General features: G+C 59.1%; 29 protein-coding genes. 14 read left to right on the top strand and 15 right to left on the bottom strand.

Annotated features, from left to right (window positions below; genetic code table 11):
- Positions 1-4: 4 nt before the first annotated feature.
- From AC2FIS_RS11485 to argH, 5 genes are all read right to left on the bottom strand, one after another.
- Positions 5-2551, bottom strand: a complete 2547-nt coding sequence (locus AC2FIS_RS11485; protein WP_496773443.1) for a TIGR02302 family protein — start codon at positions 2549-2551, stop codon at positions 5-7.
- A 36-nt stretch (positions 2552-2587) separates the two neighbouring features.
- Positions 2588-3853, bottom strand: coding sequence for a diaminopimelate decarboxylase (lysA, locus tag AC2FIS_RS11480; RefSeq protein WP_282169815.1), 1266 nt, complete (start codon positions 3851-3853; stop codon positions 2588-2590).
- A gap of 53 nt (positions 3854-3906) precedes the next feature.
- Positions 3907-4056, bottom strand: coding sequence for a hypothetical protein (locus AC2FIS_RS11475; protein WP_496722927.1), 150 nt, complete (start codon positions 4054-4056; stop codon positions 3907-3909).
- 82 nt (positions 4057-4138) lie between these two features.
- A complete protein-coding gene (locus AC2FIS_RS11470) occupies positions 4139-4321 on the bottom strand; it encodes an argininosuccinate lyase (protein WP_496722925.1) in 183 nt (60 codons plus the stop codon).
- Positions 4321-5709 (bottom strand): argininosuccinate lyase, encoded by a 1389-nt coding sequence (gene argH, locus AC2FIS_RS11465; protein WP_496722923.1) that lies wholly within the window; start codon positions 5707-5709, stop codon positions 4321-4323. The genes AC2FIS_RS11470 and argH overlap by 1 nt, the downstream gene beginning before the upstream one ends.
- A gap of 21 nt (positions 5710-5730) precedes the next feature.
- Here argH and AC2FIS_RS11460 point away from each other — a divergent pair, with 21 nt between their 5' ends.
- The 10 genes from AC2FIS_RS11460 to yddG all read left to right on the top strand — a co-directional run bounded on the left by AC2FIS_RS11460 (position 5731) and on the right by yddG (position 13733).
- Positions 5731-6297 (top strand): TlpA disulfide reductase family protein, encoded by a 567-nt coding sequence (locus AC2FIS_RS11460; RefSeq protein WP_058273552.1) that lies wholly within the window; start codon positions 5731-5733, stop codon positions 6295-6297.
- 92 nt (positions 6298-6389) lie between these two features.
- Entirely contained in the window at positions 6390-6719 is a 330-nt protein-coding gene (locus AC2FIS_RS11455) for a hypothetical protein (protein WP_496767571.1), read from the top strand.
- Between the two features lie 60 nt (positions 6720-6779).
- Entirely contained in the window at positions 6780-7166 is a 387-nt protein-coding gene (locus AC2FIS_RS11450; protein ID WP_496773442.1) for a hypothetical protein, read from the top strand.
- Positions 7163-8134 carry a sterol desaturase family protein gene (locus AC2FIS_RS11445; RefSeq protein ID WP_496773441.1) on the top strand — a complete coding sequence of 324 codons (972 nt, stop codon included), beginning with the start codon at positions 7163-7165 and terminating at the stop codon, positions 8132-8134. The genes AC2FIS_RS11450 and AC2FIS_RS11445 overlap by 4 nt, the downstream gene beginning before the upstream one ends.
- 90 nt (positions 8135-8224) lie before the next feature.
- Positions 8225-8413, top strand: a complete 189-nt coding sequence (locus AC2FIS_RS11440) for a hypothetical protein (RefSeq protein ID WP_145975011.1) — start codon at positions 8225-8227, stop codon at positions 8411-8413.
- A gap of 103 nt (positions 8414-8516) precedes the next feature.
- Positions 8517-9350 carry an EAL domain-containing protein gene (locus AC2FIS_RS11435; protein ID WP_496773439.1) on the top strand — a complete coding sequence of 278 codons (834 nt, stop codon included), beginning with the start codon at positions 8517-8519 and terminating at the stop codon, positions 9348-9350.
- A gap of 183 nt (positions 9351-9533) precedes the next feature.
- On the top strand, positions 9534-10709 hold the full coding sequence (locus AC2FIS_RS11430) for an acetyl-CoA C-acetyltransferase (protein WP_109312924.1): 1176 nt from the start codon (positions 9534-9536) through the stop codon (positions 10707-10709).
- A gap of 187 nt (positions 10710-10896) precedes the next feature.
- Positions 10897-11619 (top strand): acetoacetyl-CoA reductase, encoded by a 723-nt coding sequence (gene phbB / locus AC2FIS_RS11425; RefSeq protein ID WP_109312925.1) that lies wholly within the window; start codon positions 10897-10899, stop codon positions 11617-11619.
- Positions 11620-11922: 303 nt separating this feature from the next.
- Entirely contained in the window at positions 11923-12870 is a 948-nt protein-coding gene (locus AC2FIS_RS11420) for a transcriptional regulator GcvA (RefSeq protein WP_282169821.1), read from the top strand.
- Positions 12867-13733 (top strand): aromatic amino acid exporter YddG, encoded by an 867-nt coding sequence (yddG, locus tag AC2FIS_RS11415; RefSeq protein ID WP_496773438.1) that lies wholly within the window; start codon positions 12867-12869, stop codon positions 13731-13733. The genes AC2FIS_RS11420 and yddG overlap by 4 nt, the downstream gene beginning before the upstream one ends.
- Here the strand turns inward: yddG and AC2FIS_RS11410 are convergent.
- The 3 genes from AC2FIS_RS11410 to AC2FIS_RS11400 all read right to left on the bottom strand — a co-directional run bounded on the left by AC2FIS_RS11410 (position 13730) and on the right by AC2FIS_RS11400 (position 15001).
- Positions 13730-13894, bottom strand: coding sequence for a YdcH family protein (locus AC2FIS_RS11410; RefSeq protein ID WP_282152494.1), 165 nt, complete (start codon positions 13892-13894; stop codon positions 13730-13732). The genes yddG and AC2FIS_RS11410 overlap by 4 nt on opposite strands.
- A 121-nt stretch (positions 13895-14015) precedes the next feature.
- Positions 14016-14789, bottom strand: a complete 774-nt coding sequence (locus AC2FIS_RS11405) for a tRNA1(Val) (adenine(37)-N6)-methyltransferase (RefSeq protein ID WP_496773437.1) — start codon at positions 14787-14789, stop codon at positions 14016-14018.
- Positions 14786-15001: a putative signal transducing protein gene (locus AC2FIS_RS11400; protein WP_120632374.1), complete on the bottom strand. Its 216-nt coding sequence runs from the start codon at positions 14999-15001 to the stop codon at positions 14786-14788. The genes AC2FIS_RS11405 and AC2FIS_RS11400 overlap by 4 nt, the downstream gene beginning before the upstream one ends.
- Positions 15002-15057: 56 nt before the next feature.
- Here AC2FIS_RS11400 and AC2FIS_RS11395 point away from each other — a divergent pair, with 56 nt between their 5' ends.
- Entirely contained in the window at positions 15058-16056 is a 999-nt protein-coding gene (locus AC2FIS_RS11395) for a polyprenyl synthetase family protein (protein WP_496722909.1), read from the top strand.
- Here the strand turns inward: AC2FIS_RS11395 and AC2FIS_RS11390 are convergent.
- The 4 genes from AC2FIS_RS11390 to soxR all read right to left on the bottom strand — a co-directional run bounded on the left by AC2FIS_RS11390 (position 16049) and on the right by soxR (position 20914).
- On the bottom strand, positions 16049-16870 hold the full coding sequence (locus tag AC2FIS_RS11390) for a 4-(cytidine 5'-diphospho)-2-C-methyl-D-erythritol kinase (protein ID WP_496773435.1): 822 nt from the start codon (positions 16868-16870) through the stop codon (positions 16049-16051). The two genes, AC2FIS_RS11395 and AC2FIS_RS11390, sit on opposite strands and share 8 nt — an antisense overlap.
- Positions 16860-18572: a tetratricopeptide repeat protein gene (locus AC2FIS_RS11385; protein ID WP_496773434.1), complete on the bottom strand. Its 1713-nt coding sequence runs from the start codon at positions 18570-18572 to the stop codon at positions 16860-16862. The genes AC2FIS_RS11390 and AC2FIS_RS11385 overlap by 11 nt, the downstream gene beginning before the upstream one ends.
- Before the next feature lie 104 nt (positions 18573-18676).
- Positions 18677-20323 (bottom strand): electron transfer flavoprotein-ubiquinone oxidoreductase, encoded by a 1647-nt coding sequence (locus AC2FIS_RS11380; protein ID WP_496773433.1) that lies wholly within the window; start codon positions 20321-20323, stop codon positions 18677-18679.
- Positions 20324-20458: 135 nt separating this feature from the next.
- On the bottom strand, positions 20459-20914 hold the full coding sequence (gene soxR, locus AC2FIS_RS11375) for a redox-sensitive transcriptional activator SoxR (protein WP_496773432.1): 456 nt from the start codon (positions 20912-20914) through the stop codon (positions 20459-20461).
- 88 nt (positions 20915-21002) lie between these two features.
- Between soxR and AC2FIS_RS11370 the strand changes: the two genes are divergently transcribed.
- The 3 genes from AC2FIS_RS11370 (at position 21003) to AC2FIS_RS11360 (ending at position 23102) form a co-directional block, all read left to right on the top strand.
- Positions 21003-21383 carry a VOC family protein gene (locus tag AC2FIS_RS11370; protein ID WP_496722902.1) on the top strand — a complete coding sequence of 127 codons (381 nt, stop codon included), beginning with the start codon at positions 21003-21005 and terminating at the stop codon, positions 21381-21383.
- 241 nt (positions 21384-21624) lie between these two features.
- Positions 21625-22095, top strand: coding sequence for a transcription elongation factor GreA (greA, locus tag AC2FIS_RS11365; RefSeq protein WP_058278909.1), 471 nt, complete (start codon positions 21625-21627; stop codon positions 22093-22095).
- Between the two features lie 14 nt (positions 22096-22109).
- Entirely contained in the window at positions 22110-23102 is a 993-nt protein-coding gene (locus tag AC2FIS_RS11360) for a hypothetical protein (RefSeq protein ID WP_496773431.1), read from the top strand.
- On the opposite strand, the gene AC2FIS_RS11355 is transcribed toward AC2FIS_RS11360, so the two are convergent.
- Genes AC2FIS_RS11355 through mobA form a run of 3 tightly spaced genes read right to left on the bottom strand, consistent with a single transcriptional unit; the run spans position 23103 to position 25497 of the window.
- Positions 23103-24368 (bottom strand): molybdenum cofactor synthesis domain-containing protein, encoded by a 1266-nt coding sequence (locus AC2FIS_RS11355; protein WP_496773430.1) that lies wholly within the window; start codon positions 24366-24368, stop codon positions 23103-23105.
- On the bottom strand, positions 24365-24856 hold the full coding sequence (gene mobB / locus AC2FIS_RS11350; protein ID WP_496773429.1) for a molybdopterin-guanine dinucleotide biosynthesis protein B: 492 nt from the start codon (positions 24854-24856) through the stop codon (positions 24365-24367). The genes AC2FIS_RS11355 and mobB overlap by 4 nt, the downstream gene beginning before the upstream one ends.
- Positions 24853-25497, bottom strand: a complete 645-nt coding sequence (mobA, locus tag AC2FIS_RS11345; protein WP_282120084.1) for a molybdenum cofactor guanylyltransferase MobA — start codon at positions 25495-25497, stop codon at positions 24853-24855. Before mobA ends, mobB begins: the two co-directional genes overlap by 4 nt.
- Between the last annotated feature and the right edge of the window lie 9 nt (positions 25498-25506).

The following is a 25506-nucleotide window of genomic DNA, read 5'->3' as shown; positions in this document are numbered from 1 at the left end:
TAGATCAGAACCTCTCTAACAGGCGTTTGAGGTATTCCAGTTCGATCTGGGGGCGATCCGATTCCCCAGTCCGGCGGCGGATTTCGTCCAGCAATTCGCGGGCGCGGCGATAGACATCTTCACCCTGCAGCAGGTTTTCATCGGTTGAGATTGTGCCATTGGCCCCCGGGCTACGGCCCAGCGGATCACGGTTGTCAGCTTGCATGTCGCCTTCCTGCGACCCTTGGCCCGGCTGGTTCTGCTGGTTTTGTGCCAGCGCTTCGCCCAGGGATCGCATGCCCTCGCGCAGGGCTTCCATCGCTTCGGACTGTTGGTCGATTGCTTCGGCCAGATCATCGCCGCGCAGGGCTTCTTCAGCACCCTCCATCGCGCGCCCGGCACGGTCCAGCGCATCGCGCGCGGCGTCACCTTCGGGGGTTCCGGTACCGGGCAATCCTTGCTGCTGGCGGTTCAGCTCATCGCGTAAGGCCTGTTGGCGATCTGCAAGTGACCCCTGGCCTTGCTGGCTGCCGCTGCCCTGTTCGTCAGTCCCCTGACCCTGACCGCCTTGTCCTTCGTGGCTCTGGCCCCGGCCCTGCCCACCCGAGCGGCCTTCGTTGCCCTGGCTTTCGCCGGCTTGCGCGCCGGGGTTGAACTGTTCCTGCAGATCACGGAAGGCTTGATCGCTCAGACCCTGCTGTTCGCGCAGAGTTTCGGCCAATCCTTCCATCGCCTGCTGGCCTTCGGACTGTTGTCCCTGACCCTGGCCCTGCGTAACGCGCATATTCTCCATCATCTGCTGAAACTCTTCCAGCGCTTGCTGCGCCTCGGCCATGCGGCCCTGTTCCATCAGCTCCTGAATTCGGTCCATCATGCGTTGCAGGTCGTCCTGCGTCATTTGCATGGACTCGCCGTCCTGACCTTGCTGATTTTCGTCGAACTCACCGTTTTCCTGCGCCAGACGTTGCAATTGGCGCATGTAGTCCTGCGTTGCCTCGCGCAGTTCCTGCATCAACTCGGCGATCTCTTCATCCGTGGCACCGTTTTTCATCGCCTCTGTCAGGCGCTCCTGCGCGCGGCGCATGCGTTCCAGCGCGTCTGCAAGGGTACCGTCTTCTATCAGAACGCCCAGCTCCCAAAGCGCCTCGGCGATTTCTGCCTGCTGTTCCTGTTTCAGGCCGTACTCGTTGAACATTTCCAACCGGCGTAGGATCACGCGCAAGCGCAGATAGGCGGTGTCGGACCGGAAAAGCTCTTCGGGCAGGTGCGATACCGCCCGCAGCATCTGCGAAACCCGGGTCGCGTTTTCGCGAGTCCACAGCAGATCGCGGCGCTGTTCGATCACGGCAGCGGCCAGCGGGTCAAAGAACCGACGGGCGGGCAGCGCAGTCGCATAAGGCTCGGATTGCCCCTCTTGATCCGCCGCGTCTCGGGCCATCAAAGTGATTTTTACCGGCAAATGCGCCCATGGGTGTTGTGAAAAATCCTCGATAAGATCTTCGGTGAAATCCGCCCGGTCGCCGGTGATCGGCATGGGCAGTTCAACCGTTATGACCTCGCGCGGCTCAGGCGCAGCCGTCAGACCATACTGCCGGTCGACTGAGGCCAGATCCAATTCGATCACAGCCGAGCCGGATACCACGCCATAATCATCGCTGGCAGCAAATGGCAGTTTCATCTGACCGCCGGCCTCGGACTCGGCGGAACCGGCCACGGCCACCTGTGGGCGGGTATCCGCAATAACGTTCAGCGCCCAGTCGCGGCCCGATGGGCCGTCGATTTTGAACTGGCCCGAGCGTTCGACGACAAAATCCTGCTCCGGCTCGGTGGCCGCCTCAGTGCCCAAAGGCGTGGTGGTTTCCGTCAAACTGTGCGCGCCGATTTCCCCGTAGAAGCGAAGAGTGATACGACTGCCCTGCGGAACGGACAACGTCGGATCGGATTGATCAGCCAGATACAGCGTCGGTAGCCCGGTGTAACGGGGCGGCTCAACCCAGCCTTCCCAGCTTGGACCTTGCCCTGCCACGGCGGCGCCCGGCGTCATCTCGGCCACCGAGCCGATGCGCCAGAACGACCCGAACATCGCCGCGATCACCAGCGCCAGCAGTGCCGAATAGCGCAGCGCATAAGGGTCGCGATCCGCCAGCCGCAAATCGGGTTTGACAGGTTCGGCCTGCGCAACACGTCGCGCCATCCTATTCTGGTGCGCACGCCACAACGCGACAGAATCCGCGTCCATCGCGCCGATGGCCTGATCATCTATCAAAGCTTGGATAGGCCGTCCCGGCATCGCCGCATCCAGCCGCATCAGCGCTTCGGCCCGTGAAGGGAAATGGAATCGCCTTGCACCAACAATCAGCGTAGCGGCCAGCCCCAACAGTGCGACAGCGCCCACGCCCCAGACGATTTCAACGCGGACCTCGTCCTGCAAGCCCAGCATCAAAGCCGCCAGAATTGCCATCAAAACCGAGAAAAACGGCCAAAATGCGCGCAAAAACTGCTCGGCCAGCATCCCTGCGTGCGTCAGCCACAGGGAAAGTCTTGGAATCGGCAGGTTATGTCTTGCGGTCAAGGCAGGCCTCCTGAGCGGGCCCGCGCGGTTATCGCGTCAAAGCCACTCAGGTATGGTATCGCGGTTTATGATTTCGTCAAAGCTTGGCCGTTCACGAATAACTGCAAATTGATCTCCATGCACCAGAACCTCGGGGATCAGAGGGCGGGTATTGTATTCGCTGGACATCACTGCGCCGTAGGCCCCGGCGCTGCGGAAGGCGACCAGATCGCCAGGCGCAAGGGGCGGCATGTTGCGTTCCTTTGCAAAAGTATCACCGCTTTCGCAAACAGGGCCAACAATGTCATAGGGTTGTTGTTCAACGCCCGGAGCGGGTTCCTGCACGGCAACGATATCGTGATGTGCCTCGTACATAGCCGGACGGATCAGGTCGTTCATCGCGCCATCCAGAATCAGGAAGTCACGACCCTCGCCAGATTTCACGTAAATTACCTTGCTGACCATCAGACCGGCGTTTCCGGCAATCAGGCGGCCAGGTTCGATCTCGATCTCGCAGCCCAGATGGCCCAGCGTTTTCTTGATCAACGCGCCATACTCCACCGGCAACGGTGGTGCGTCATTGGCGCGGGTGTATGGAATGCCCAATCCCCCGCCCAGATCAAGGCGTCGGATATTGTGTCCCTCGGACCGCAACTTTTCGGTAAGTTCGGCGACTTTGGTGTAGGCCATCTCGAACGGCTCCAGCTCGGTCAGTTGCGAGCCGATATGGACGTCGATACCGATCACCTCCAGCCCCGGAAGGCTGGCTGCGTGGGCATAAACCTCAGATGCGCGTGCGATCGGGATCCCAAACTTGTTCTCAGACTTGCCAGTCGCGATCTTGGCATGGGTCTTGGCGTCTACGTCCGGATTCACCCGAACGGTGATCGGCGCGACCACACCCAGTTCCAACGCGATGGCGTTGATCACTTCCATCTCAGGTTCGGATTCCACGTTGAACTGGCGGATACCGCCGCTCAGCGCAGCGCGAATCTCATCCGCGGTCTTGCCAACGCCCGAGAACACGATCTTGTCGCCCGGCACGCCAGCCGCCTTGGCACGCAGGTATTCCCCGCCCGAGACCACGTCCATCCCCGCACCGGCCTGTGCCAGCGTCTTCAGGATCGCCTGATTGCTGGCCGCTTTCATGGCATAGCAGACTAGATGGTCCATCCCTTCCAGCGCGTCATCAAACAGCTGGAAGTGCCTCAACAGCGTGGCGGTGGAATAAACATAAAACGGTGTTCCGACCGCGGCTGCGATTTCGGAAATCGGGACATCCTCGGCGTATAGCGCGCCGTCGCGGTAGAGAAAGTGATCCATGACTGCGCGCTTAGACCAAAATGGCCACGCGGATCAATGGATTCCGCGCAAGATCAGTTCGATGTGGAAACACCGACCCGGCCATAGCCCGAGATTTTGATGCCGTTCCCGGTTGATGTCTCTGCGGGCTCGGGGCGGGGTTTATATGTTGGGTCGCAGGCTGCCAGTACGACCAGCGAGAGGATCAGGCCGATGGTTTTCATTGTCTTGACTTCTTTTTTGATTTTGGCGCTCGGCCACTATGCCGTTCAAATAGGCATGGTTATGCGAGATTGCTATCGACGATTACAGCCCCAGGAAAACGCCCAGCCCACCGCGTCGCAGGCCGACCCCGACACCGCCATAGGTACCGCTGCTGCCGACACCGATATTTGCGCTCATCGTGGGTTGGATGGGTTCGCCATCCGCTCCGCAGCCTGCCAGGGCAACCCCGGCCGCGATTAGTAGGACCACACGTAGTATCTGCATCACACCAGCGCCTTCCACCGCTTGACCTGGGCACGCACCTGATCCGGTGCAGTGCCACCAAAAGACTGGCGTGAGTTTACCGAATTTTCGACGGTAAGGACAGAATAGACATTGTCGGTGATGTCCGCATGGACCGATTGCATGTCTTCCAGCGTCAGATCAGGCAGGTCACAGCCCTTGCTTTCGGCCATGGCGACCAGCGATCCGGTAACGTGGTGCGCGTCGCGGAACGGCAGGCCCGGAACACGGACCAGCCAATCGGCCAGATCGGTCGCGGTCGAAAAACCAGACCCTGCGGCGGCAGCAAGGCTTTCGCGGTTGGCCGTCATGTCCTTGACCATGCCTTCCATCGCGGCCAGAGCCAGCATCCAGTTGTCGGCGGCGTCAAAGACCTGTTCCTTGTCTTCCTGCATGTCCTTGGAATACGCCAGAGGCAGGCCCTTCATCACCATCATCAGTGCAGTATTGGCACCGTAAATCCGACCCACCTTGGCACGGATCAGTTCGGCGGCATCAGGGTTCTTTTTCTGTGGCATGATCGACGAACCGGTCGAGAACCGGTCGGACAGCGTAACAAAGCGGAACTGGGCCGACGACCAGATCACCAGCTCTTCGGCAAAGCGCGACAAGTGTACAGCGCAAATTGAGGCGGTCGACAGGAATTCCAGCGCGAAATCACGGTCGCTGACGGCATCCAGCGAGTTGGCGGCGGGGCGGTCAAAGCCCAGCGCCTCAGCCGTCATCTGACGATCGATGGGGAAGGACGTTCCAGCCAGCGCGGCAGCACCCAAGGGGGATTCGTTCATCCGGGCGCGTGCATCGCGGACACGGGACAGATCGCGGCCAAACATCTCGACATAGGCCATCATGTGATGGCCCCATGTGACGGGCTGCGCAACTTGCAGATGGGTAAAGCCGGGCATAACCCAATCAGCGCCAGCCTCAGCCTGCGCCAAAAGCGCGCGGATCAGGGCCAGCAGGCCGGATTCAGCCGCATCAAACTGATCGCGGACCCAAAGTTTGAAATCGGTCGCCACCTGGTCATTGCGCGACCGGCCTGTGTGCAAACGGCCTGCGGGTTCGCCAATCACCTCTTTCAGGCGCGCCTCGACATTCATGTGGATGTCTTCCAACGCGGTCGAGAACTGAAATTCTCCGTTCTGGATTTCTGACAAAACGGTGAGCAGCCCTTCCCGAATAGCCTGCGCATCACTATCAGTTATAACACCTGTGGCAGCCAGCATGGCGGCATGGGCACGCGAGCCTGCAATGTCCTGGGCTGCCATCCGCTGATCGAACCCGATCGAGGCGTTGATCGCCTCCATGATCGCGTCTGGACCGGCGGCAAAGCGGCCGCCCCACATCTGGTTCGAAGATTGATCGGTCATGTAAGAAAACCCGGAGTTGATATGCGCCTATTTCGTCTGATCCCCCTTTATATGGCCCTTGCGTTGGGTGCAAACGCGGCTTTGGCCACGGATGCCGAAACTCTGGCACCGCTCCGGGAGGACTCCCTGAAACGGCTGATCCTGCACAAAGAGCCAAAACCAGTCGAAGCAGTTGAATTTCAGCTTGAGGATGACGGCGGCACCGCGACGCTTGCGGATTACAAGGGCAAGTATGTTCTACTAAACTTCTGGGCCACCTGGTGTGCGCCGTGCCGCAAGGAAATGCCCCAGATCGCCGAGCTGCAAGAAGAATTCGGCGGCGACAAATTCGAGGTCGTAACACTGGCCACCGGGCGCAACTCGCCAGCCGGGATCAAGAAGTTTTTCGAGGAAAACGGCATCGACAACCTGCCACGTCATCAGGACCCCCAATCGGCAGTTGCACGCAAAATGGGCGTGATCGCCCTGCCAATCACTGTCATTCTGGACCCCGACGGCAACGAGATTGCCCGCCTGATCGGAGATGCCGAGTGGAACTCGGACAGCGCCAAGGCGATCGTTTCAACCCTTGTCGAGGGCAACAGCTGAAGCATCAGGCCTTCCTGAACGTTTTGTGTTATGCTGAAACCGGCCCAAATGGGCCGGTTTTCGTTTGCAACCTGAAGGAAGGGGAGACGACGATGAAACCGGTAGTTCTGTTAATTGGCAAATTACCAAATGTGATCGGAGACGTTGCCCGGCAACTTGATCACCTTCCGATCCAATGGCTTGGCGCGCATGATCAGGAAGAAGTCAAACGGCAGCTGGACGAAGAGCCGCGCATCGCCTGCGCGATCATGGGTGCCGGTCTTGATGACAGGATACGCGGCGAGATGGTGGGCATCATCGCGGCACGCAGGCCCGATATCTGTATCCACCTAAAGGATCGCGCCTCGGGGTCGGACGGGTTGGTGCCGTTTGTCCAGCGAGTTGTCCAGTATGAGGTTCTGGACAGTCTGGAACATAGCTGACGCGACGCCACCTTTGACAGCCTGCCTGCCGCTTTGCACTCTGCCGCGCAGGAGGACGGAATGCCGCTTGAAATTCTATTGGTTCTGGTGGTCGGAGGCATCGCCGGGATAACCCTGTTGCTGCACCTGACAGGTAGATCCCGATTGCGCGTGCTATCCCCCGAATTGGCGTGGTCAGAATGGATGCGCCATGCGCCGGATGATTCGATCATCGATGTCACTGTTGCACATGACGGGCACGCCGCCCTGATCCGAACCGAAACAGGAAATGGTCTGCTGTGGTCTTTCGGTGCAGACACCGTGGCCCGGCATCTCCTGGACTTTGATCTGCTGGATCACCCGCAAGGGTTCGAGGTTCAATTCCACGATTTCGGAACGCCCAAGGCCATAATCCACCTTGATGAACGCGAACGCCGCCACTGGCAGCACCTGATGGAGCCCGCATGATTGACCACGTGACTTTCCCGGACGCCGTGCAGTGGGCTGTCCCCTTTTTCATAGCTGCCATTCTGGCCGAATTTTTGTGGATCGCCGTCAAAGGGCGCGGTGGCCGCTATGAGACGCGGGACGCTGTCACATCGCTGATCATGGGGGCTGGCAACATCGCGTCCGGCTTTCTGTTGGGGTTCATCGCCTATGCATTCTTCATGTGGCTGTGGCAGATCACGCCGCTGAACCTGGGCACCTCTATCCCCGTTATCCTTCTGTGCTTTGTGCTGGATGATTTCCGCTATTACTGGGTGCACCGCTTTGGTCACCGCATTCGCTGGGTCTGGGCCAGCCACGTGAACCACCACAGCTCGCAGCACTACAACCTGACCACCGCCCTGCGTCAGACATGGACCTATACTTTTACCTTCATGATGGTGGTTCGCGCGCCTCTGATCCTACTGGGTTTCCATCCGGCGATGGTGCTGTTCGTCGGTGGTCTGAACCTGATCTATCAGTTCTGGATTCATACCGAGGCCATCGGCAAGATGCCCCGCTGGTTCGAGGCGGTGATGAACACGCCCAGCCACCACCGCGCCCATCACGGTCGCAACGCACGTTATCTGGATTGCAACTATGCTGGCGTTTTCATCATCTGGGACAAGCTGTTCGGAACTTTCGTCCCCGAACAGGAAGATGACCGCGTCGACTATGGCCTGGTGCACAATATCGGCACGTTCAACCCGCTGCGCGTGGCTTTTCATGAGTGGGTTGGAATTTGGCGCGACGCGACACAACCGGGCCTGACAATGCGTCAGCGGCTGGCTTATTGCTTTGCACCCCCCGGCTACAGCCATGATGGCAGCCGGGACAATTCCGAACAGATCAAGGCCAAGCATCTGGACCGCCACCCGGAAGATCGTGGAACGCCCGGATTCGAACAATTCGACACCAAACAGCCCAATACGCAGGCAAAACAGGCCTGATACCGCCGATCTATCCGACCTGATTCTTGAAATCCGGCCCTCGCGTCCCATATCCAATCGATGTGTGCAGTGCGAGTAACCGGAGGCAACATGACCAAACTGACAACCCTTTCCACCGTTATGGGTCTTACCGGAGTGGTGCTCGCAATGTTGACGGCTCTGGCTGGCGGTGCGACCGGGATCGTCGCATTGGGCTTTGGCATGATGCTTTTGGGGTTCATGGGTGCGCTGGTCGGTGGCTTTGCAGCGCTGGGACGCATCTGGGAAACGACACGTTGACCCAAGCCTGACTTCAATCAATTGCGTTTGTCTTAACCGCAGATTCATACCTTTCCTCTGAAATTGTCACCGGACCGGCGGCGTTGAAGGAAACGGGTTGCATATGCGGAAGAAGGTACTGGCAGATTTGCCCGAAGGTGGGGACAGCCCCTTGAACGCGGCGGTCAAATCCCGCGATGCCTCGACGATTGAAATGGCGACCGAGGCGGTGAAGCACAAACAGTGCAAACTGGCCTTTCAACCTGTGATGCAAGCGAACAGGTCGCATGGCGTCGCCTTCTACGAAGGGTTCATCAGGGTGCTGGATGAAACCGGTCGGGTCATCCCCGCGCGCGAGTTCATGCCACAACTGGAAAACACTCCAATCGGGCGCGAACTGGACTGTGTCGCGCTTGAAATGGGATTGCGGACGCTGACCAAAAACCCCGACATTCGCCTGTCCATCAACATGTCTGCCCGTTCGATCGGTTACGCGCGATGGTCACGTGTGCTGGAGCGGTTTCTGAAGAAAGACCCCAATATTGGCGAAAGGCTGATTTTGGAAATCTCAGAAAGCTCGGCTATGACGGTGCCTGAGCTGGTGATCGATTTCATGGACCGGCTGCAGCCGCGCGGCATCGCCTTTGCGCTTGACGACTTTGGGGCCAGCAATTTCAGCTTTCGCAATTTTCGCGAGTTTTTCTTTGATGCTGCCAAGATCGACGGCCAGTTCATCCACGGAATCGGCGAAAATCGGGACAATCAGGCTTTGGTACGGGCCCTGATCGCCGTGGCGCGAGAATTCGAGATTCTGGTGACCGCCGAATCAGTCGAAACACAGAAGGATGCCGAATTCCTAATTGCCAACGGCGTCGACTGCCTGCAGGGGTTCCTGTTTGGCGCCCCTACCGTTTCCGCCCCGTGGAAGGCGGAAAAGCGCAAACATACAGCCAGTTAGAGTGATTTATCCGGTCCACGCCCGACCTGAGGCAAGCTGACCGTTGCTGCAACTGCAGCGTTGCGCTATGCCATGTGGAGTTGGAGCGGGGAACATGAGGCGCTCTTACTGCCACAGAGTTGTCTCTGTGCGATCCGCGCCGTCGAATATCCCGCAGGACCTTGACGGTAAAGGATTGTCTAAATGACCAACGTAGTAATCGCATCCGCCGCGCGCACCGGAGTGGGCAGCTTTGGCGGCTCGTTTGCAAACACACCCGCGCATGATCTTGGGGCCGCCGTACTGGAGGCCGTAGTAGAACGCGCAGGCGTGGAAAAGGGCGAAGTCAGCGAAACCATACTGGGACAGGTGCTGACGGCAGCTCAGGGTCAGAACCCCGCCCGTCAGGCACATATCAACGCTGGTCTGCCGCAGGAAAGCGCAGCCTGGGGTATCAATCAGGTTTGCGGCTCGGGCCTGCGCGCCGTGGCTCTGGGTGCTCAGCACATCCAACTGGGCGACGCCGAGATCGTTGCTGCCGGTGGACAAGAGAACATGACTCTTTCGCCCCACGCCGCCGCTCTGCGTGCCGGTCAAAAGATGGGCGACATGAAATACATCGACACGATGATCCGCGATGGCCTGTGGGATGCGTTCAATGGCTATCACATGGGCCAGACCGCTGAGAACGTCGCCGAGAAATGGCAGATCAGCCGTGACATGCAGGACGAATTCGCCGTCGCCTCGCAGAACAAGGCTGAAGCCGCGCAAAAGGCTGGCAAGTTCGCCGACGAAATCACGCCCTTCACCATCAAGACCCGCAAGGGCGACATCGTGATGGACGCTGACGAATACATCCGCCACGGCGCCACCATGGAAGCGATGGCAAAGCTGCGTCCGGCCTTCGCAAAGGACGGTTCGGTCACGGCCGCAAACGCATCCGGCCTGAATGACGGCGCGGCGGCGACCCTGCTAATGTCCGCCGAAAATGCTGAAAAGCGCGGAATCGAGCCACTGGGCCGTATCGCATCCTATGCAACCGCCGGTCTGGACCCGTCGATCATGGGCGTAGGCCCGATCTACGCTTCGCGCAAAGCGCTGGAAAAAGCGGGCTGGTCCGTTGACGATCTGGATCTGGTCGAGGCGAACGAAGCGTTTGCCGCACAGGCCTGCGCCGTGAATAAGGACATGGGCTGGGATCCGTCGATCGTGAACGTGAACGGCGGCGCCATTGCCATCGGTCACCCGATCGGCGCTTCGGGCTGCCGCGTTCTGAACACGCTGCTCTTCGAAATGAAACGCCGCGACGCGAAGAAAGGTCTCGCCACTCTCTGCATCGGCGGCGGCATGGGCGTCGCCCTGTGCGTGGAGCGCGACTAAGTGCTTTGACAAGCGAATAGAAAAGGGCGTCCCTTGGGCGCCCTTTTTTGTTACATTGGGGCCTTAACCCAAAGATGCGACGATATTGCCACGCGGAATTTAGAAAATCATGACGAAACAATATTGCGCACGATCACCTCTCAAAGTAACAGCATTACCAAGACGACTTTAATTGGAGGATTCCTAAATGGCACGTACAGCACTCGTTACCGGCGGCTCCCGCGGCATCGGCGCAGCAATTTCCAAGGCGCTCAAGGCCGAAGGGTACAATGTTGCAGCCACCTATGCGGGGAACGACGAAGCCGCCGCGAAGTTCACCGAAGAGACCGGCATCGCCACCTACAAGTGGAACGTCGCTGATTATGACGAATCCAAAGCCGGAATTGAAAAAGTCGAAGCCGAGGTTGGCGCGATCGACATCGTGGTTGCAAACGCGGGCATCACTCGCGACGCACCCTTCCACAAGATGACCCCCGAACAGTGGCACCAGGTAATCGACACCAACCTGACCGGCGTGTTTAACACAGTGCACCCTGTCTGGAACGGCATGCGCGAGCGTAAGTTCGGCCGCGTCATCGTCATCAGCTCGATCAATGGTCAGAAGGGCCAGTTCGCTCAGGTGAACTATGCCGCGACCAAAGCAGGCGATCTGGGCATCGTGAAATCGCTGGCGCAGGAAGGCGCGCGTGCAGGCATTACCGCCAACGCGATCTGCCCCGGCTATATCGCAACCGAGATGGTGATGGCTGTTCCTGAAAAAGTCCGCGAATCCATTATCGGCCAGATCCCAGCAGGTCGCCTGGGTGAGCCCGAAGAAATCGCGCGCTGCGTGGCGTTCCTGGCATCCGACGATTCTCAGTTCATCAATGGCTCGACCATCTCGGCCAACGGTGCGCAATTCTTCGTCTGATCTGAAGCGTAGAAAAGACAACGGGCCGGTCCATTTCGGACCGGCCCTTTTTTATCCCGTAAGAGCGCGCGCGCTGCGCTCAGCGGGAACCGAATAGCCACATAAGGGCGTGTTTGATCATCTTGCCACGTTCAGCATGGGCCCGCTGAAAGGCGCGGGCAGCTGCGGGGTTGGTTGTCATTTCGATCATGGCAGTCATCCTTTCAGTTCAGCTGTGTTTGACTTGAACCCAATATGCGCCTTATCAAGAAAGGCGACAAACGAGCTTTCTTTGAGTTTCAGTTAAGATATTCTTGCGTATTGATGAGCGATTACCTTCCTCCGCTAACCGCCCTGCGTGCCTTCGACGCCGCAGCACGCCACATGTCCTTTGCCAAAGCCGCAGAGGAGTTACGCGTGACCCCGGCAGCCCTGTCTTTCCAGATCAAATCACTGGAGGAACATCTGGGCCGGCCCTTGTTTCACCGCTTGAACCGGGCGGTTGAGCTGACCGAGGCCGGACGCGCCCTTGCCCCCGGCGCGGCCGAAGGATTCGCCGCACTGCAGATGGCGTGGCAAGCTGCGCGCCGGCAGGGCAACGATACCTCGCTGACCGTGACAGCAGGCCCGGCGCTGACAGCCAAGTGGCTGGCACCGCGCCTGTATGAATTTGCACGGGCGCATCCCGAGATTGACCTGAAATTCTCGGCAACGTTGCGGATCATGGATCTTGAACGTGATGACGTGGATGTCGCCATTCGATTTGGCTACGGTGGGGATGAAGGATTGTATTCCCTGCCGGTTCGCAAGGAATGGCTGACCCCGGTGATGACACCAGATCTGGCCGAGCAATTCCCCACCCCCGACAGCCTGCGGGACGCACCATTGATCTTTGACGATTCGATTGCGTTCCTGCAACCGCCCAGCGATTGGCCGACCTGGTTTCGCGCGGTCGGAGTGGATTATGCCCCAACGCATGGGGCGCATTTTTCGAACGCAGACCACGCAATTGATGCTGCTGTTGCGGGCGTGGGCGTGGTACTGGGTCGCCGGGCTATGATCTTGAAGGACCTTACCGAGGGACGTCTTGTTGCTCCGTTCAAAACGGCTATCGAAACACAAGGCCGGTTTCGGTTTCTGTGCTTGCCAGGTGCAGAAAACAGGCCCCAAATCGCCGCTTTCCGCGACTGGTTCATGGCCGAAATTGAAAAGACCGCGCATATTTCGGACGAATTCAACATCATCCCGGTCCAAGAGGTTCAAAGCCTATGACCAAATCGCGCGCTACAGCCATCGGGTTTGCCGCCGTCTTGCTGTGGTCGCTGCTGGCCTTGTTCACCGTCGGGTCATCCCCCACGCCGCCACTGTTGCTGAATGCAATCTGCTTTTCTATTGGTGGAACACTTGGCCTGATCTGGACCTGGCGCAGCGGTGGGTTGCGGCAATTGCGGGACGTGCCGTGGACCACCTATCTGTTCGGCACAATCGGGTTGTTCGGCTATCACGCGCTGTATTTCTCAGCCCTGCGCATGGCCCCGGCGGCCGAGGCGGGTCTGATCGCATATCTCTGGCCATTGCTCATCGTGTTGTTTTCCGGACTTTTGCCGGGCGAACACCTGCGAATCGGACATTTGTTCGGCGCATGTCTGGGGTTTGCAGGGGCAGCCGTGATCATCGCCGGAGGTGGCAGCATTGGGTTTCAGATCGACCACCTGCCCGGCTACGCCTTGGCCTTGTTATGCGCGTTGACGTGGTCCGGATACTCGGTCCTGTCGCGTCGGCTGGGCGATACGCCAACCAGCTCTGTCGCCGTTTTCTGTATTGCGACCGCCATAGCATCCGGTGTGCTGCACCTTGCTGTCGAAGATACCGTCTGGCCTGACAGTGCCTTTAGCTGGGCGTCCGTGATCGCACTGGGCCTGGGGCCGGTGGGGTTGGCGTTCTATGTCTGGGATATCGGGGTTAAACAGGGCGACATACAGCTCTTGGGGACGGCGTCATACGCGGCACCCTTGTTGTCTACGCTGGCTTTGGTTGTGGCCGGGATCGCCGCCCCGTCCTGGGGTCTGGCGATCGCGGCGCTATTGATTACTGGCGGCGCGGCCATAGCCGCGCGGGCGAGTATGAAGTCCTAGGCTGACAGGCGTTCGATCTCTTCTTTTAGCCTTAGTTTTTGTTTCTTGAGTTGAGCGATATGGAGATCATCGATGCCTGGCGCGCGTTGGGCTTGTTCAACTTCAAGACCGAGGTTTTCGTGCTTTTTCTTCAGTTCGGTCAGATGTGCGCTCACGCTCATGGCGATACTCCTTCGTTGGTGTCTCAGGTTCACGTAAGAAGTTGACCACATCGTTTCCAGCCTGTCACGCCGCAGACGCACAGAATCTGTAATAAATCCGACAAATTCGGCTGGTTAATGCCTATTGATCAGAAAACCCCGGCAACGAGGCCCCTTTGCGCAACACGTCTGAGACCTGTGGCGTATAGCTTTCCCCATCACGTTCGTGCCGATCCCCGTCGTGTAAAACGACTGACGCATGCAACTTAAAATCGGCGCGGCCGCCCTTTCTGGCCCGTAAAATTACCAATTCTGCCTTGCGACCGGCTCTGGCGGCCAGTGGCAGGATTTCGACCGATCCCAGCCGCCCTTCGCATGCCATCAATATGTCGGGAAGACGGTTGGCTTTCTGGATCATATGCAAGTACCCGCGAGGCGCGAGGCGCTTGGCCGCGCAGTCAATCCACGCCTCCAAAGGCGTTTGCTCACCCAACGCAATACTACGCCCCGTGTCATCGGCCGGGCTATGCGCGCCAGCACGGTAATAAGGCGGGTTTGCGATTACATGATCGAATTGCCGTTGTTTGAGCGTGGCTGGCAATTCGCTGAGGTCGGCCTCGACAACCTCCATCGGCGCGGCATTTTCAGCAGCGTTTCGGCGCGCCAATTCTGCATAGCTTGCCTGTAACTCGACCCCAACGGCCTGCAGACCCGGCACGCGCGCCAGCAGGCACAGGATCGCGGCACCCGCGCCACAGCCCAGTTCCAACACGGTGTGACCACGTGTCGCCGGGACCGCCGCTGCCAGCAGAACCGGGTCAACCCCCGCGCGATACCCTGCGCGCGGCTGCAACAATTGCACGCGCCCGCCCAGAAAATCATTTTGGGTCAATTCACTATCGGAAAACAGGCTCATCTGCCCAGCGGGATTTCGTTGTCACGCATTACCCGTTCTGCGCGGGTCAGGTCATCGGTTCGCACCATCAGGCGGCGCGGAAAGATTCCTATGCCTCCTTCGAGGATGCTCATATTTACGTCCATCTGAAAGCAGTCTATATCCTCGCCCTCAAGAAGGGCGGAAGCAAAGGCCAGAATCGTCGGATCGGTGCTGCGCAAAAGTTCTTTCATGGGGATGGATGTAAGGGCAAGGCAAGGCGGAAGTCGAGCCTTGTATCAGGAGAGTGATGAACATCGACACGATCTCGAAACCGCATGAGCGACTGGCAGAGATTCTGGTCGGCGAAATGGACGCTGTAAACCAGTTGATCCGTACGCGCATGGCCTCGGAGCACGCACCGCGCATCCCGGAAGTGACAGCGCATCTGGTTGAAGCAGGCGGCAAGCGTCTGCGCCCAATGCTTACGCTGGCGGCAGCCCGGATGTTTGGCTATCCGGGTGATCATCACGTGCGACTGGCCGCGACAGTCGAATTTATTCATACCGCGACCCTGTTGCACGACGATGTCGTTGATGAAAGCGCCCAGCGGCGCGGCCGCCCCACAGCGAACCTGTTGTGGGACAATAAATCCAGCGTTCTGGTCGGCGACTACTTGTTTTCCCGCAGTTTCCAACTGATGGTTGAGACCGGGTCGCTGCGTGTGCTGGACATTCTGGCCAATGCCTCGGCCACCATCGCCGAGGGCGAAGTGCTGCAGATGACCGCAGCCACCGATCTGGGCACTACCGAGGCCATTTACCTGCAGGTCGTGCGCGGCAAGACCGCCGCGCTGTTTTCCGCCGCGACCGAGGTGGGCGGCGTAATTGCTGGCGCGGCTGAGGATCAGGTTAAGGCGCTATACGAATACGGCGATGCGCTGGGAATTGCGTTCCAAATTGCCGATGACCTGCTGGATTATCAGGGGGACAGCAAGGCGACCGGAAAGAATGTCGGCGACGACTTCCGCGAGCGCAAATTGACCTTGCCTGTCATCAAGGCCATCGCACAGGCCACCCCGGAAGAGCACGCCTTTTGGGAGCGTACAATTGGCCGCGGTCGCCAGGAAGACGGTGATCTGGACCATGCGCTGAGCCTGATGAACAAATACGGCACGCTGGACGCAACACGGTCGGATGCGTTTGGCTGGGCCACCAAAGCCAAGACCGCGCTGGACGCGCTGCCCGATCACGAGATCCGGTCGCTGCTGCGCGATCTGGCCGACTACGTGGTTTCGCGCCTCAATTAAGCTGCGTGGCGCGGCACCACCAATCGGGGTGCGCCGCGCCAATCTCGTAGGCTGCAAAATGGGCGGCTTTCATGGTTGGGTAGAGCGCAAAACAGGTCGAACCCGAACCTGACATCCGAGCCAGCAGAACATCTTTCGTATCCGACAGATCATCCAGCACCCGGGCAACCTCGGGTGCGATGCCCTTTGTCGGTGGCTCCAAGTCATTGCGTTGTTCCTGCACCCAATCCGCGCATGCCTTGGGCGTTTCAAAGACCGGGATTTCATCAGGCATTGGCGGGTTGTCGCGGCTCTGCAAGGCAGAGAATACGGCGCCGGTTGGGACTTCGACACCAGGATTGACCAAAAGCGCTGGCAATTGCGGCATTGAGACCGGCTGCAACCGCTCGCCGATGCCACGCATCCGGGTGGCCCTTGCCATCATGCAAACCGGCACATCCGCACCAAGGGTCAGGACAGTTTCGCTGGGGATAGCCACACCCTGATCTGCGATCATGCACAGTGTCGCCGCGGCGTCGGATGATCCGCCGCCAATGCCACCACCGTGGGGCAACGCTTTGTTAAGGTTGATATGCCCGATCCATCCAGCGGCGGCGGCGGCTTTCCAGACCAGATTTCTGTCGTCCGCCGGAACGCCCTTGGCGTGTTCACCGGCGATTGACATCGACAGCTCCGGCCCCGGCGTGAATTCCAGCGTGTCACCGACATCCGCAAACACGACGAGAGAGTCCAGCAGATGATACCCATCATCGCGTCGGCCGATCACATGCAGGGTCAGGTTGATCTTGGCGGGCGCGAAACCCTCAATTGCCATTGGCGACTTTCAATGGATCGGCGCCTTCTTCGGCCAAGACTGCGTCCAGACCCACCTCAATCTTGCGACGAATGCGCTCGGGGTCGGCCTCACCATCCGTGTCGTCTGGATCAACAAAGGACAGAGCACGCTTCCACTGAAATTCAGCTTCGCGCGCGCGGCCCACGGCCCAATAGACGTCGCCAAGGTGGTCGTTTACCACAGGATCAACCGGCATCAGTTCGACCGCGCGCTCCATATGCGCGACGGCTTCGTCATAGCGGCCCAGTCGGAACAGGACCCACCCAAGGCTGTCGACAATATAGCCGCTGTCAGGGCGCGCCGCGACAGCGCGTTCGATCATGTTCAGTGCTTCGTCCAGCTTTTCCTGCCGTTCGACCAGCGAGTAGCCCAAATAGTTCAGAACCTGTGGCTGATCGGGGTTCAGTTCCAGCGCGCGACGGAAATCGGCCTCAGCCGCTTCCCAGTGCTTGAGACGCTCATGCGAGATACCGCGGGCGTAATACAAAAACCAGTTGCCGCTGACACCCTGCTCGGTCAGTTCGATAGCAGTGTCATAGGTACCAACGGCATCGACATAGTTTTCTTGCCGCCGTTGCAGATCAGCCAGGGCCACATGCACACTGGGCAGGCTGGGGCTTTGCGCCGCGAGGTTCTGCAAAACTTCGGCCGCAGCGTCCGTTTTTCCCGAACGGCTCAGAACCTCGGCCCGGCCCAACTCGGCCGCGTGGTAATCGCTACTGGTGGACGGCACCGTGCGATAGGCTTCGACGGCCAGGTCATATTGTTCCAGTGCATCCAGCAACTCGGCGCTTAGTAGGATTGCGTCCACGTGGTCCGGGCGCAGGAACGCGGCAATCCGGGCATAGAGAAGTACATAGTCCTGTGACGCCTCACTGCTGAGCGCAGCACCAACAGAAAAGAACACTTCAGCCATGCCGTCCTGCGCCGACTGTATGTGTGTAAACGGCAACGTTTCACCCGCCTTCAAACGCGCCACGTAACCTTCGATGGATGGGTCCCTGCCCGCCGCGAAAACGTCTTTCAGATATTGCAGGGCGTCTTCGTTGCGGTCCAGCTGTGACAAAACTTCGGTCCGGGCCAAGGCCGCACGGCGCGAGAACCGCGACACCGCTCCGTTGTTTGCCGCAAAAATCTCTTCGGCCCCTTCGAAGTCACCAATCGACGCCAGCGCCAACGCCTTGTGGTAAAGCGCGAATTCCAGAAGCCCCTCCTGGGTGCCGACTTCCTCGAACTTTTCCATCGCTTTGGTCATGGCACCTTGCGCCACATAGACCCAACCCAGAACCAAACCATCCACTAATGGCCCAACGCCTTGAGTTTCAGGATCACGTGCAAGCAGCTCATCCAGCTTTCCGTCGTCGATCAGGTTGGCCATGATGACCATCTTTGCCGCCTGACTTGGCAGTTCGAGCGCCTCAATTGACTGCGCAACCGGCAGCGCGCGCTCAATCTCACCCAATGCAAGACGCGCTACGACGACGTTTTCCAGAAGTTTGCCATTTTCGGGGTCGGCGCGCAGGGCCTGCGCATAATATTTCTCGGCAGAAATATAGTCGCTTTGATAAATCGCCTGACGTCCGGCCAGATACGACCCAGAGCCAGAATCCGACAGCGCCGGGAATGCAAATGACGAGGTTAACAGCGCGGCAAATGCCGCGCGACGAACGAGGGAAGCCACCAAAATCCTGCCTTGCTATCGTTGACTGGACAACAAGCTAGGGCTTTGACCGGAAAGAGGCAATGGCAGAGCCTTCACGACCCCGCCATTGCCCATGTTTTCGCTTACATGTTGGGGTAGTTCGGTCCATCCCCGCCCTGCGGCGTGGTCCAGGTGATGTTCTGGCTGGGGTCCTTGATGTCGCAGGTTTTGCAGTGGACGCAGTTCTGGAAGTTGATGACGAATCGCGCGCCACCTTCATCCTCGACCATCTCGTACACGCCCGCCGGGCAATAGCGCTGCGCCGGTTCATCGTATTTGGGCATGTTTACTTTGACCGGGATTTCCGGATCGGCCAGCTTCAGGTGGCAAGGCTGACTTTCCTCATGGTTGGTCATCGCAAAGGACACGTTGGTCAGACGATCAAAGGACAGCTTGCCATCAGGCTTTGGATAATCGATGGGCTTGTGCTTGCTGGCCTCTTCGGTCGATTCAGCATCATTCTTTCCGTGGCCCAGCGTGCCCAGTAGCGAAAAGCCCAGCGTGTTAGTCCACATATCCATGCCGCCCAGCATCAGGCTGGCGGTCAGGCCGTATTTCGACCACAGCGGCTTAACGTTGCGCACCTTCTTCAGGTCTGCGCCGATTGCACCTTCGCGCACGTCGGTTTCATAGGCGGTCAGTTCATCACCCGAACGCTCGGCCTTGATGGCGTCAAACGCCGCTTCAGCCGCCGCTTTGCCCGACAACATCGCGTTGTGGTTGCCCTTAATGCGCGGCACGTTGACCATGCCTGCGGAACAGCCCAACAGAGCCACGCCCGGCGCAACCAGCTTGGGCATTGACTGATAACCACCCTCGGTGATCGCACGGGCGCCGTAAGCGACGCGCTTGCCGCCTTTCAGCAGCTCGGCCACCATCGGGTGGTGCTTGAAACGCTGGAATTCCATGTAGGGGTACAGGTGTGGGTTCTTGTAGTTCAGGTGAACCACGAAACCGACGTAGACCTGATTGTTTTCAAGGTGGTAGATGAATGACCCGCCGCCCGCGTTGCTGCCCAGCGGCCAACCCATGGTGTGCGTGACCGAGCCTTCCTTGTGCTTAGCCGGGTCGATCTCCCAGATCTCTTTCATGCCGACGCCGTATTTCTGCACCTCTTTGCCAGCAGAGAGGTCATACTTGGCAATCACTTCCTTGGACAGCGAACCGCGCACACCTTCCGACAGGAAGACGTACTTGCCATGCAGTTCCATACCGGGCTCGGTTTGGGGCCCGTATGATCCATCAGGCTCTAGGCCGAAGACACCGGCGACGACGCCTTTGACTTCGCCATTGTCGCCATAAACCAGTTCCGAACACGCCATGCCGGGGAAGATTTCCACGCCCAGCTCTTCCGCCTGTTCAGCCATCCAGCGGCAGACATTGCCCATCGAAACGATATAGTTGCCGTGGTTGTTCATCAGAGGCGGCATCGGGAAGTTGGGAATGCGGATCTTGCCCGCCTCGCCCAGCATATAGAAGTTGTCTTCGTGTACCGGCACGTTCAGCGGCGCGCCTTTTTCTTTCCAGTCCGGGATCAGTGCGTCCAGCCCGCAAGGGTCCAGAACCGCGCCCGACAGGATATGCGCGCCCACTTCCGAGCCCTTTTCCAGAACCACGACATTCAGGTCGGCATCCAGCTGTTTCAGACGGATGGCCGCCGACAGGCCCGCGGGGCCTGCGCCCACGATCACCACGTCGTATTCCATCGCTTCGCGTTCAATCTCGGCCATCGCGGGCTCCCTAGCTAACTTTCCGAATTGGCGCTTTCACTGCATGCTCTGCGCAATTTTGTTTCACGGCTGATTACATGGTCGCAAACACCTTGGTCAATCAAAACACGGCGTAACTTTGCTGCAATGCGGCAGTTATGCCTCGGGTGAGTCCCCCATTAGGTACCTGGGACCGCTACCATTGGATTTTGCGCGGTCATCCGGGTTGTAGAGGGCGCATTTCGGCAGGCTTAGACATCCGCAGCCGATGCAGCCATCCAAATTGTCGCGCAAACGCTTCAGGGTATCGATTCGCTGGTCCAGATGGGCCCTTAGCCCCTTGCTGATGTCCTGCCAATCCTGCGGTGTTGGCGTGCGGTTTCCGGGCAGGCCAGACAGGACCTCGCGGATCTCGGGCAGGGTCAGTCCGAACTGCTGTGCGATCATCACAAAACTCAGGCGTCTGATATCTGCGCGCTGATATCGCCGCTGCCCGCCCGCATTGCGCCACGGCGATATCAGACCTTGCGCCTCATAATACCGGATCGCCGAAACGGCCAAGCCTGTGCGCCGGGCCAATGCGCCAATTGCCAACCCTTCCGAAGCCGCCATCACATTCTCCTGAAAAATACCTTGATCTAAAGTTAGGTTTAGGAATTACGGTGAGTCGGGACAAGCCTCAAAACACGAAGGAGATCCCATGATGGCGACACTTGAACACACCAATTTCACCGTTCGCGACCCGCAGGCCTCGGCTGCGTGGATGCACAAGGTGTTCGGTTGGAAAACACGCTGGGAAGGCCCGGCAATTGCGGGCGGCTACACGGTTCACGTGGGCTCCAAGCACACCTATCTGGCCCTTTACGCGCCCAGCGATCCACAACCGTCCGGGGAAAGCAGCTATGACATCGTCGGCGGGCTGAACCATGTGGGTGTTCTGGTCGAAGACATCGACGCGACCGAGAAAAAGGTGATCGACGCCGGTTTCACGCCCAAGTCCCATGCTGATTATGAACCGGGTCGGCGGTTCTATTTCAATGACGACAATGACATCGAATTTGAAGTGATTAGCTACGATTAAGGCGTTCTGGGAAACACCTGATAGATTCTTCATCGCCAATGCCCCGAGAGCGCGAAGCGCGACAGAGCATTGGCGATTCAGACTTTTCCTGAACATCATAGGCCGTAATCCGCGCGTTGAGCGACCAAGCCCCCTTGCAATTCACGCCTCATTTGGGTCAGTTAATTGACGACCCATCAAATCGCCCCGACGCGTGTCTCATGCGGCGGGGCGAACCAATTTATGCGTGGACGACAAGAACATGGAAAAAATTCCAATGACGCCTGCGGGTAATGCCGCGCTTGGGGCGGAGCTCAAAAACCTCAAGTCCGTCGAGCGCCCGGCGATCATCGAAGCCATCGCCACAGCGCGCGAGCTGGGCGACCTGAAAGAGAATGCCGAGTATCATTCGGCCCGAGAAAAGCAGGGCTTCATCGAAGGTCGCATCAAAGAGCTGGAAGGCATTCTGTCGCTTGCCGATGTGATCGACCCCGCCAAACTGAACGGCGCGATCAAATTTGGCGCAAAGGTCACCCTGGTGGATGAAGACACTGACGAAGAAAAGACCTGGCAGATTGTTGGCGAATACGAAGCCAACATCGAAAACGGCCTGCTGAATATCAAATCCCCAATCGCGCGGGCATTGATCGGCAAGGAAGAAGGCGACAGTGTCGAAGTACGCACCCCCGGCGGTGTGCGGTCCTATGAAGTTCTAAGTATCGAGTATGCCTGACCGGAGCCTTGACCATGTCAGAGCCCAATCCCGAACAAGATCCCGAACGGCCAACCCCTTTGGGTATATATGATAAGCCTTCGCATCCTTCGGTGACCGAGATCGAGATCGTTGCCGTCGCGCTTAGCGTGGTTTGGCTGATCGTGTCGATTGTGTTTCTGGTGCTTCCCGACAAGGTCGATGGCGGCGGATTCGTCGTGACTCTGCTGGCTGTTTTCATGCCGGTGGCGATGATTTGGGTCGCCGCTATGGCGATGCGCGCCAGTCGCGTCATGCGCGAAGAAAGCGCTCGGCTGCAGACAGCGATAGATGCGATCCGTCAGGCTTACGTGATTCAGCAACAGCGCGCCGCCAGTTTGCAAGAACCCGGTGTCAGCAAAAAGCTGGACGAAATCGCCGAGACCGCCAAAAAAGCAGAAACCGCGCTGGCGACGTTTTCGTCGAAACGGACCGAGCCGATTCGCGGCGAAGCATCTATTGCCACAGGCGACCAGACATCTTTGGAACTGGGCACTCCGGCCGAAGATATCGCGCCGCCATTGACGACCGATACCTTCATTCGGGCGCTGAATTTCCCTGAAACGCAGGATGATGCTGAAGGGTTCGACGCCCTTAGGTTGGCGCTACGGGATCGCAAGACAGCCCAACTGGTGCAGGCTTCGCAGGACGTGCTTACCCTGCTGAGCCAGGAAGGCATCTATATGGATGACCTGCGCCCGGATATGGCGCGTCCCGAAATCTGGCGACAGTTTGCTCAGGGCGCACGCGGCCGCGCGGTTGCCGCGTTGGGCGGGATCAGGGACCGGTCCTCGCTGGCACTGACGGCAGCACGGATGAAGCAGGACCCGATATTCCGGGACGCCGTGCACCATTTCCTGCGCCGTTTTGATCACATGATTGTTGAATTTGAACCGATTGCCAGCGACGCGGATCTGACGGCTTTGGGCGACACGCGAACCGCCCGTGCGTTCATGCTGTTGGGACGTGTGGCGGGCACCTTCGATTGATCACAGCCCAAAGCTGCCATAGGGAATGAACCGCACCAGATCGCCCGGCCTGATGTGACATGCGCCATCCTGAACCTCGACCAATCCCTCGGCCCAGCTAAGGCCGCTGATACGACCCGAGCCTTCCGATGCAAAAACTTCGACCCGACCGTCTCGGACACGGGCCCGCAAGTACTCGCGCCGCCCCGGTTTTTTGCGCTTCTCGAAATTGGCTGGCAGGTCGAACCCCTGCGGCTGAGACCAGCCTTCGCCCGCCATCAGACCCAGCGCAGGGCGGGCAAAGATCAACGTACAGACTTTGGCAGCGACGGGATTACCCGGCAGGCCAAATACGGGCGTTTCGTTCCACATACCCAACGCCAATGGGCGGCCTGGTTTCAGTGCGATCCGCCACTCTTGCATCGCACCGGCCTCTCGCAACAGGGCCGAGACGTGATCTTCATCCCCGGCGGACGCACCGCCGCTGGTCAGAATGACGTCGGCCTGTTCCGCCGCTTTGTTCAATCTGTCACGCAAATCTTCCCGGTCGTCAGACACGCGCCCCAAATCCACCGGACAAAAGCCCAGCCGCGCGATCATCGACAACAGCATCGGACGGTTGGCGTCGAAAATCTGACCGGGTCCGGCGGATTCTCCGGGTTCAACCAGTTCATCTCCGGTCGAGAGCACCGCAACGCGTAGCGTTTTGCGTACCGCAACCTCGGCAATCCCGGTTGCGGACAGAAGGGCCATATCAGCGGGAGTCAGCCTTCGCCCTGCGGGCAGGACCATGTCACCTTCGGCCACATCTTCACCGGCTTTGCGGGTATTTGCGCCCAGTTTCAACGGGCCGTGAAAGGCGATGTGACCATCCTGAACGGTCACGTCCTCTTCCAGTATGACCGTATCCACACCAGCAGGCAGCGCTGCGCCGGTCAGCACGCGCAGCGCCTTGCCGTGTGGCACCGTGCCATCAAACGGAATACCAGCCGCAGCGCGCCCATCCTGCAGCGGCATCACTTGGGGGCCCTCGGAGACAGACCCGGAAAATCCATAGCCATCCACAGCCGTGTTCGGTTGCGGCGGGTTTGAACGTTTCGCAAAACCGTCTTCTGCCAGTATCCGCCCCACAGCCTGCCCGATCAGAACGGTTTCGACCGAAGTCACCACCGTCAACCGAGATCGCAACAAGGCCAGCGCGTCGTCCACAGGTGTCCAGTTGACCCCGGCAGGCAAGGCAAAACAATCGTTTCGCAGGGGCGGAGGCGTGATGTTCGGCGGCGTCATAATCCGACCTCTTTCAAGATGAAATCCGCGACTGCGGCGGTGTTGTCCAGATCAAACACCGGAACCTGTACCTGCAGGGGCGTATCGCTGGCGACAGCGCGGATCGTACTGTTTTCCCCGGCCATTAACGCATTGCCGGCCTCAGCGCGAAACGCTTCGACCTTGGGGTGGCTTTCTCGTTTGAACCCTTCGATCAGAACGAGGTCGACCGGAAGCAGCCGCGTCAGAAGATCAGCCAGTGGCGGCTCAGGTGCGCCGCGCAGTTCCTGCATCACCGCAATGCGCTTGCCGGATGCCAACAGCACCTCGGACGCACCGGCTTCTCGATGGCGGAAGCTGTCGGTTCCGGTCTGGTCGACATCGACCGCGTGATGGGCATGTTTGACCGTCGAAACTGAGAAGCCGCGCCCGGTAATCTCGGTCACTAACCGCTCCACTAGGCCGGTCTTGCCTGCGTTTTTCCAGCCGGTGACGCCGAAGACCCTCATGCCTGTTCCAGCAGCTTTTGCGCCCGCGCCAAATCGTCGGGCGTGTTGACGTTGAAGAAGGGATCGAAAGGTTCCGCGGGAAACAAAGCTTCACGACCGTCATGTTTGTCGGTCCACAGCACAACCTTGCGCAGCCCGTCATTCAAGGCATCCCGCAGATCATCGCGCAGGGCGACAGGCCAGAGCCCAAATGTCGGATGCCTGTTGACCCGCTTGCCGCCGCCGGACTTTAGAGCTTCATCCCCGGTGCGCGGCGTGGTGGCCAGCACCAGAGGATGTGTTTGCCCTTGGGCAGCGTCGGTCAGCCGTGCCACAAGATCGCGTGGAAAAAACGGCGTGTCAGCGGCGGCTGTGACTATGCTGTAGGCGCCTTGCTTAGCAGCCCAGTCGAGCCCCGCCAGCACACCCGCCAAAGGCCCGGCGAAACCTTCGATGGTATCGGGCAGAACCGGCAGGTTCAGATCGGCGAACCGTTCGGGGTCGCCATTGGCGTTCAGCGCCAGACCGTCTACCTGCGGGCCGAACCGGTCAATGACATGAGACAGCAGGCTTTGCCCCCCGATCTGCAACAGACCCTTGTCGCCGCCGCCCATACGGGTGGCGAGGCCGCCTGCGAGGATTACGCCCAAAGGGGTGTTCATTGCTGCACC

The sequence above is a fragment of the Ruegeria sp. CDSB113 genome (assembly GCF_059611045.1).
The sequence above is the reverse complement of the archived record's forward strand: the minus strand, read 5'-3'. Positions and strand labels throughout refer to the sequence as shown.

Excerpts from the sequence above, each read along its gene's own strand:
- AC2FIS_RS11440 (WP_145975011.1), top strand. The coding sequence starts at position 8,225 with ATGACCAAACTGACAACCCTTTCCACCGTTATGGGTCTTACCGGAGTG.
- AC2FIS_RS11400 (WP_120632374.1), bottom strand. The coding sequence starts at position 15,001 with ATGAAAGAACTTTTGCGCAGCACCGATCCGACGATTCTGGCCTTTGCT.
- AC2FIS_RS11435 (WP_496773439.1), top strand. The coding sequence starts at position 8,517 with ATGCGGAAGAAGGTACTGGCAGATTTGCCCGAAGGTGGGGACAGCCCC.
- AC2FIS_RS11370 (WP_496722902.1), top strand. The coding sequence starts at position 21,003 with ATGATGGCGACACTTGAACACACCAATTTCACCGTTCGCGACCCGCAG.
- mobA (WP_282120084.1), bottom strand. The coding sequence starts at position 25,497 with ATGAACACCCCTTTGGGCGTAATCCTCGCAGGCGGCCTCGCCACCCGT.
- AC2FIS_RS11405 (WP_496773437.1), bottom strand. The coding sequence starts at position 14,789 with ATGAGCCTGTTTTCCGATAGTGAATTGACCCAAAATGATTTTCTGGGC.
- greA (WP_058278909.1), top strand. The coding sequence starts at position 21,625 with ATGGAAAAAATTCCAATGACGCCTGCGGGTAATGCCGCGCTTGGGGCG.
- AC2FIS_RS11390 (WP_496773435.1), bottom strand. The coding sequence starts at position 16,870 with ATGGCAATTGAGGGTTTCGCGCCCGCCAAGATCAACCTGACCCTGCAT.
- AC2FIS_RS11470 (WP_496722925.1), bottom strand. The coding sequence starts at position 4,321 with ATGCAGATACTACGTGTGGTCCTACTAATCGCGGCCGGGGTTGCCCTG.
- AC2FIS_RS11450 (WP_496773442.1), top strand. The coding sequence starts at position 6,780 with ATGCCGCTTGAAATTCTATTGGTTCTGGTGGTCGGAGGCATCGCCGGG.
- phbB (WP_109312925.1), top strand. The coding sequence starts at position 10,897 with ATGGCACGTACAGCACTCGTTACCGGCGGCTCCCGCGGCATCGGCGCA.
- AC2FIS_RS11410 (WP_282152494.1), bottom strand. The coding sequence starts at position 13,894 with ATGAGCGTGAGCGCACATCTGACCGAACTGAAGAAAAAGCACGAAAAC.
- AC2FIS_RS11475 (WP_496722927.1), bottom strand. The coding sequence starts at position 4,056 with ATGAAAACCATCGGCCTGATCCTCTCGCTGGTCGTACTGGCAGCCTGC.
- AC2FIS_RS11455 (WP_496767571.1), top strand. The coding sequence starts at position 6,390 with ATGAAACCGGTAGTTCTGTTAATTGGCAAATTACCAAATGTGATCGGA.
- soxR (WP_496773432.1), bottom strand. The coding sequence starts at position 20,914 with ATGGCGGCTTCGGAAGGGTTGGCAATTGGCGCATTGGCCCGGCGCACA.
- AC2FIS_RS11420 (WP_282169821.1), top strand. The coding sequence starts at position 11,923 with ATGAGCGATTACCTTCCTCCGCTAACCGCCCTGCGTGCCTTCGACGCC.
- yddG (WP_496773438.1), top strand. The coding sequence starts at position 12,867 with ATGACCAAATCGCGCGCTACAGCCATCGGGTTTGCCGCCGTCTTGCTG.
- AC2FIS_RS11355 (WP_496773430.1), bottom strand. The coding sequence starts at position 24,368 with ATGACGCCGCCGAACATCACGCCTCCGCCCCTGCGAAACGATTGTTTT.
- argH (WP_496722923.1), bottom strand. The coding sequence starts at position 5,709 with ATGACCGATCAATCTTCGAACCAGATGTGGGGCGGCCGCTTTGCCGCC.
- AC2FIS_RS11460 (WP_058273552.1), top strand. The coding sequence starts at position 5,731 with ATGCGCCTATTTCGTCTGATCCCCCTTTATATGGCCCTTGCGTTGGGT.
- mobB (WP_496773429.1), bottom strand. The coding sequence starts at position 24,856 with ATGAGGGTCTTCGGCGTCACCGGCTGGAAAAACGCAGGCAAGACCGGC.
- AC2FIS_RS11445 (WP_496773441.1), top strand. The coding sequence starts at position 7,163 with ATGATTGACCACGTGACTTTCCCGGACGCCGTGCAGTGGGCTGTCCCC.
- lysA (WP_282169815.1), bottom strand. The coding sequence starts at position 3,853 with ATGGATCACTTTCTCTACCGCGACGGCGCGCTATACGCCGAGGATGTC.
- AC2FIS_RS11395 (WP_496722909.1), top strand. The coding sequence starts at position 15,058 with ATGAACATCGACACGATCTCGAAACCGCATGAGCGACTGGCAGAGATT.
- AC2FIS_RS11430 (WP_109312924.1), top strand. The coding sequence starts at position 9,534 with ATGACCAACGTAGTAATCGCATCCGCCGCGCGCACCGGAGTGGGCAGC.
- AC2FIS_RS11380 (WP_496773433.1), bottom strand. The coding sequence starts at position 20,323 with ATGGCCGAGATTGAACGCGAAGCGATGGAATACGACGTGGTGATCGTG.
- AC2FIS_RS11360 (WP_496773431.1), top strand. The coding sequence starts at position 22,110 with ATGTCAGAGCCCAATCCCGAACAAGATCCCGAACGGCCAACCCCTTTG.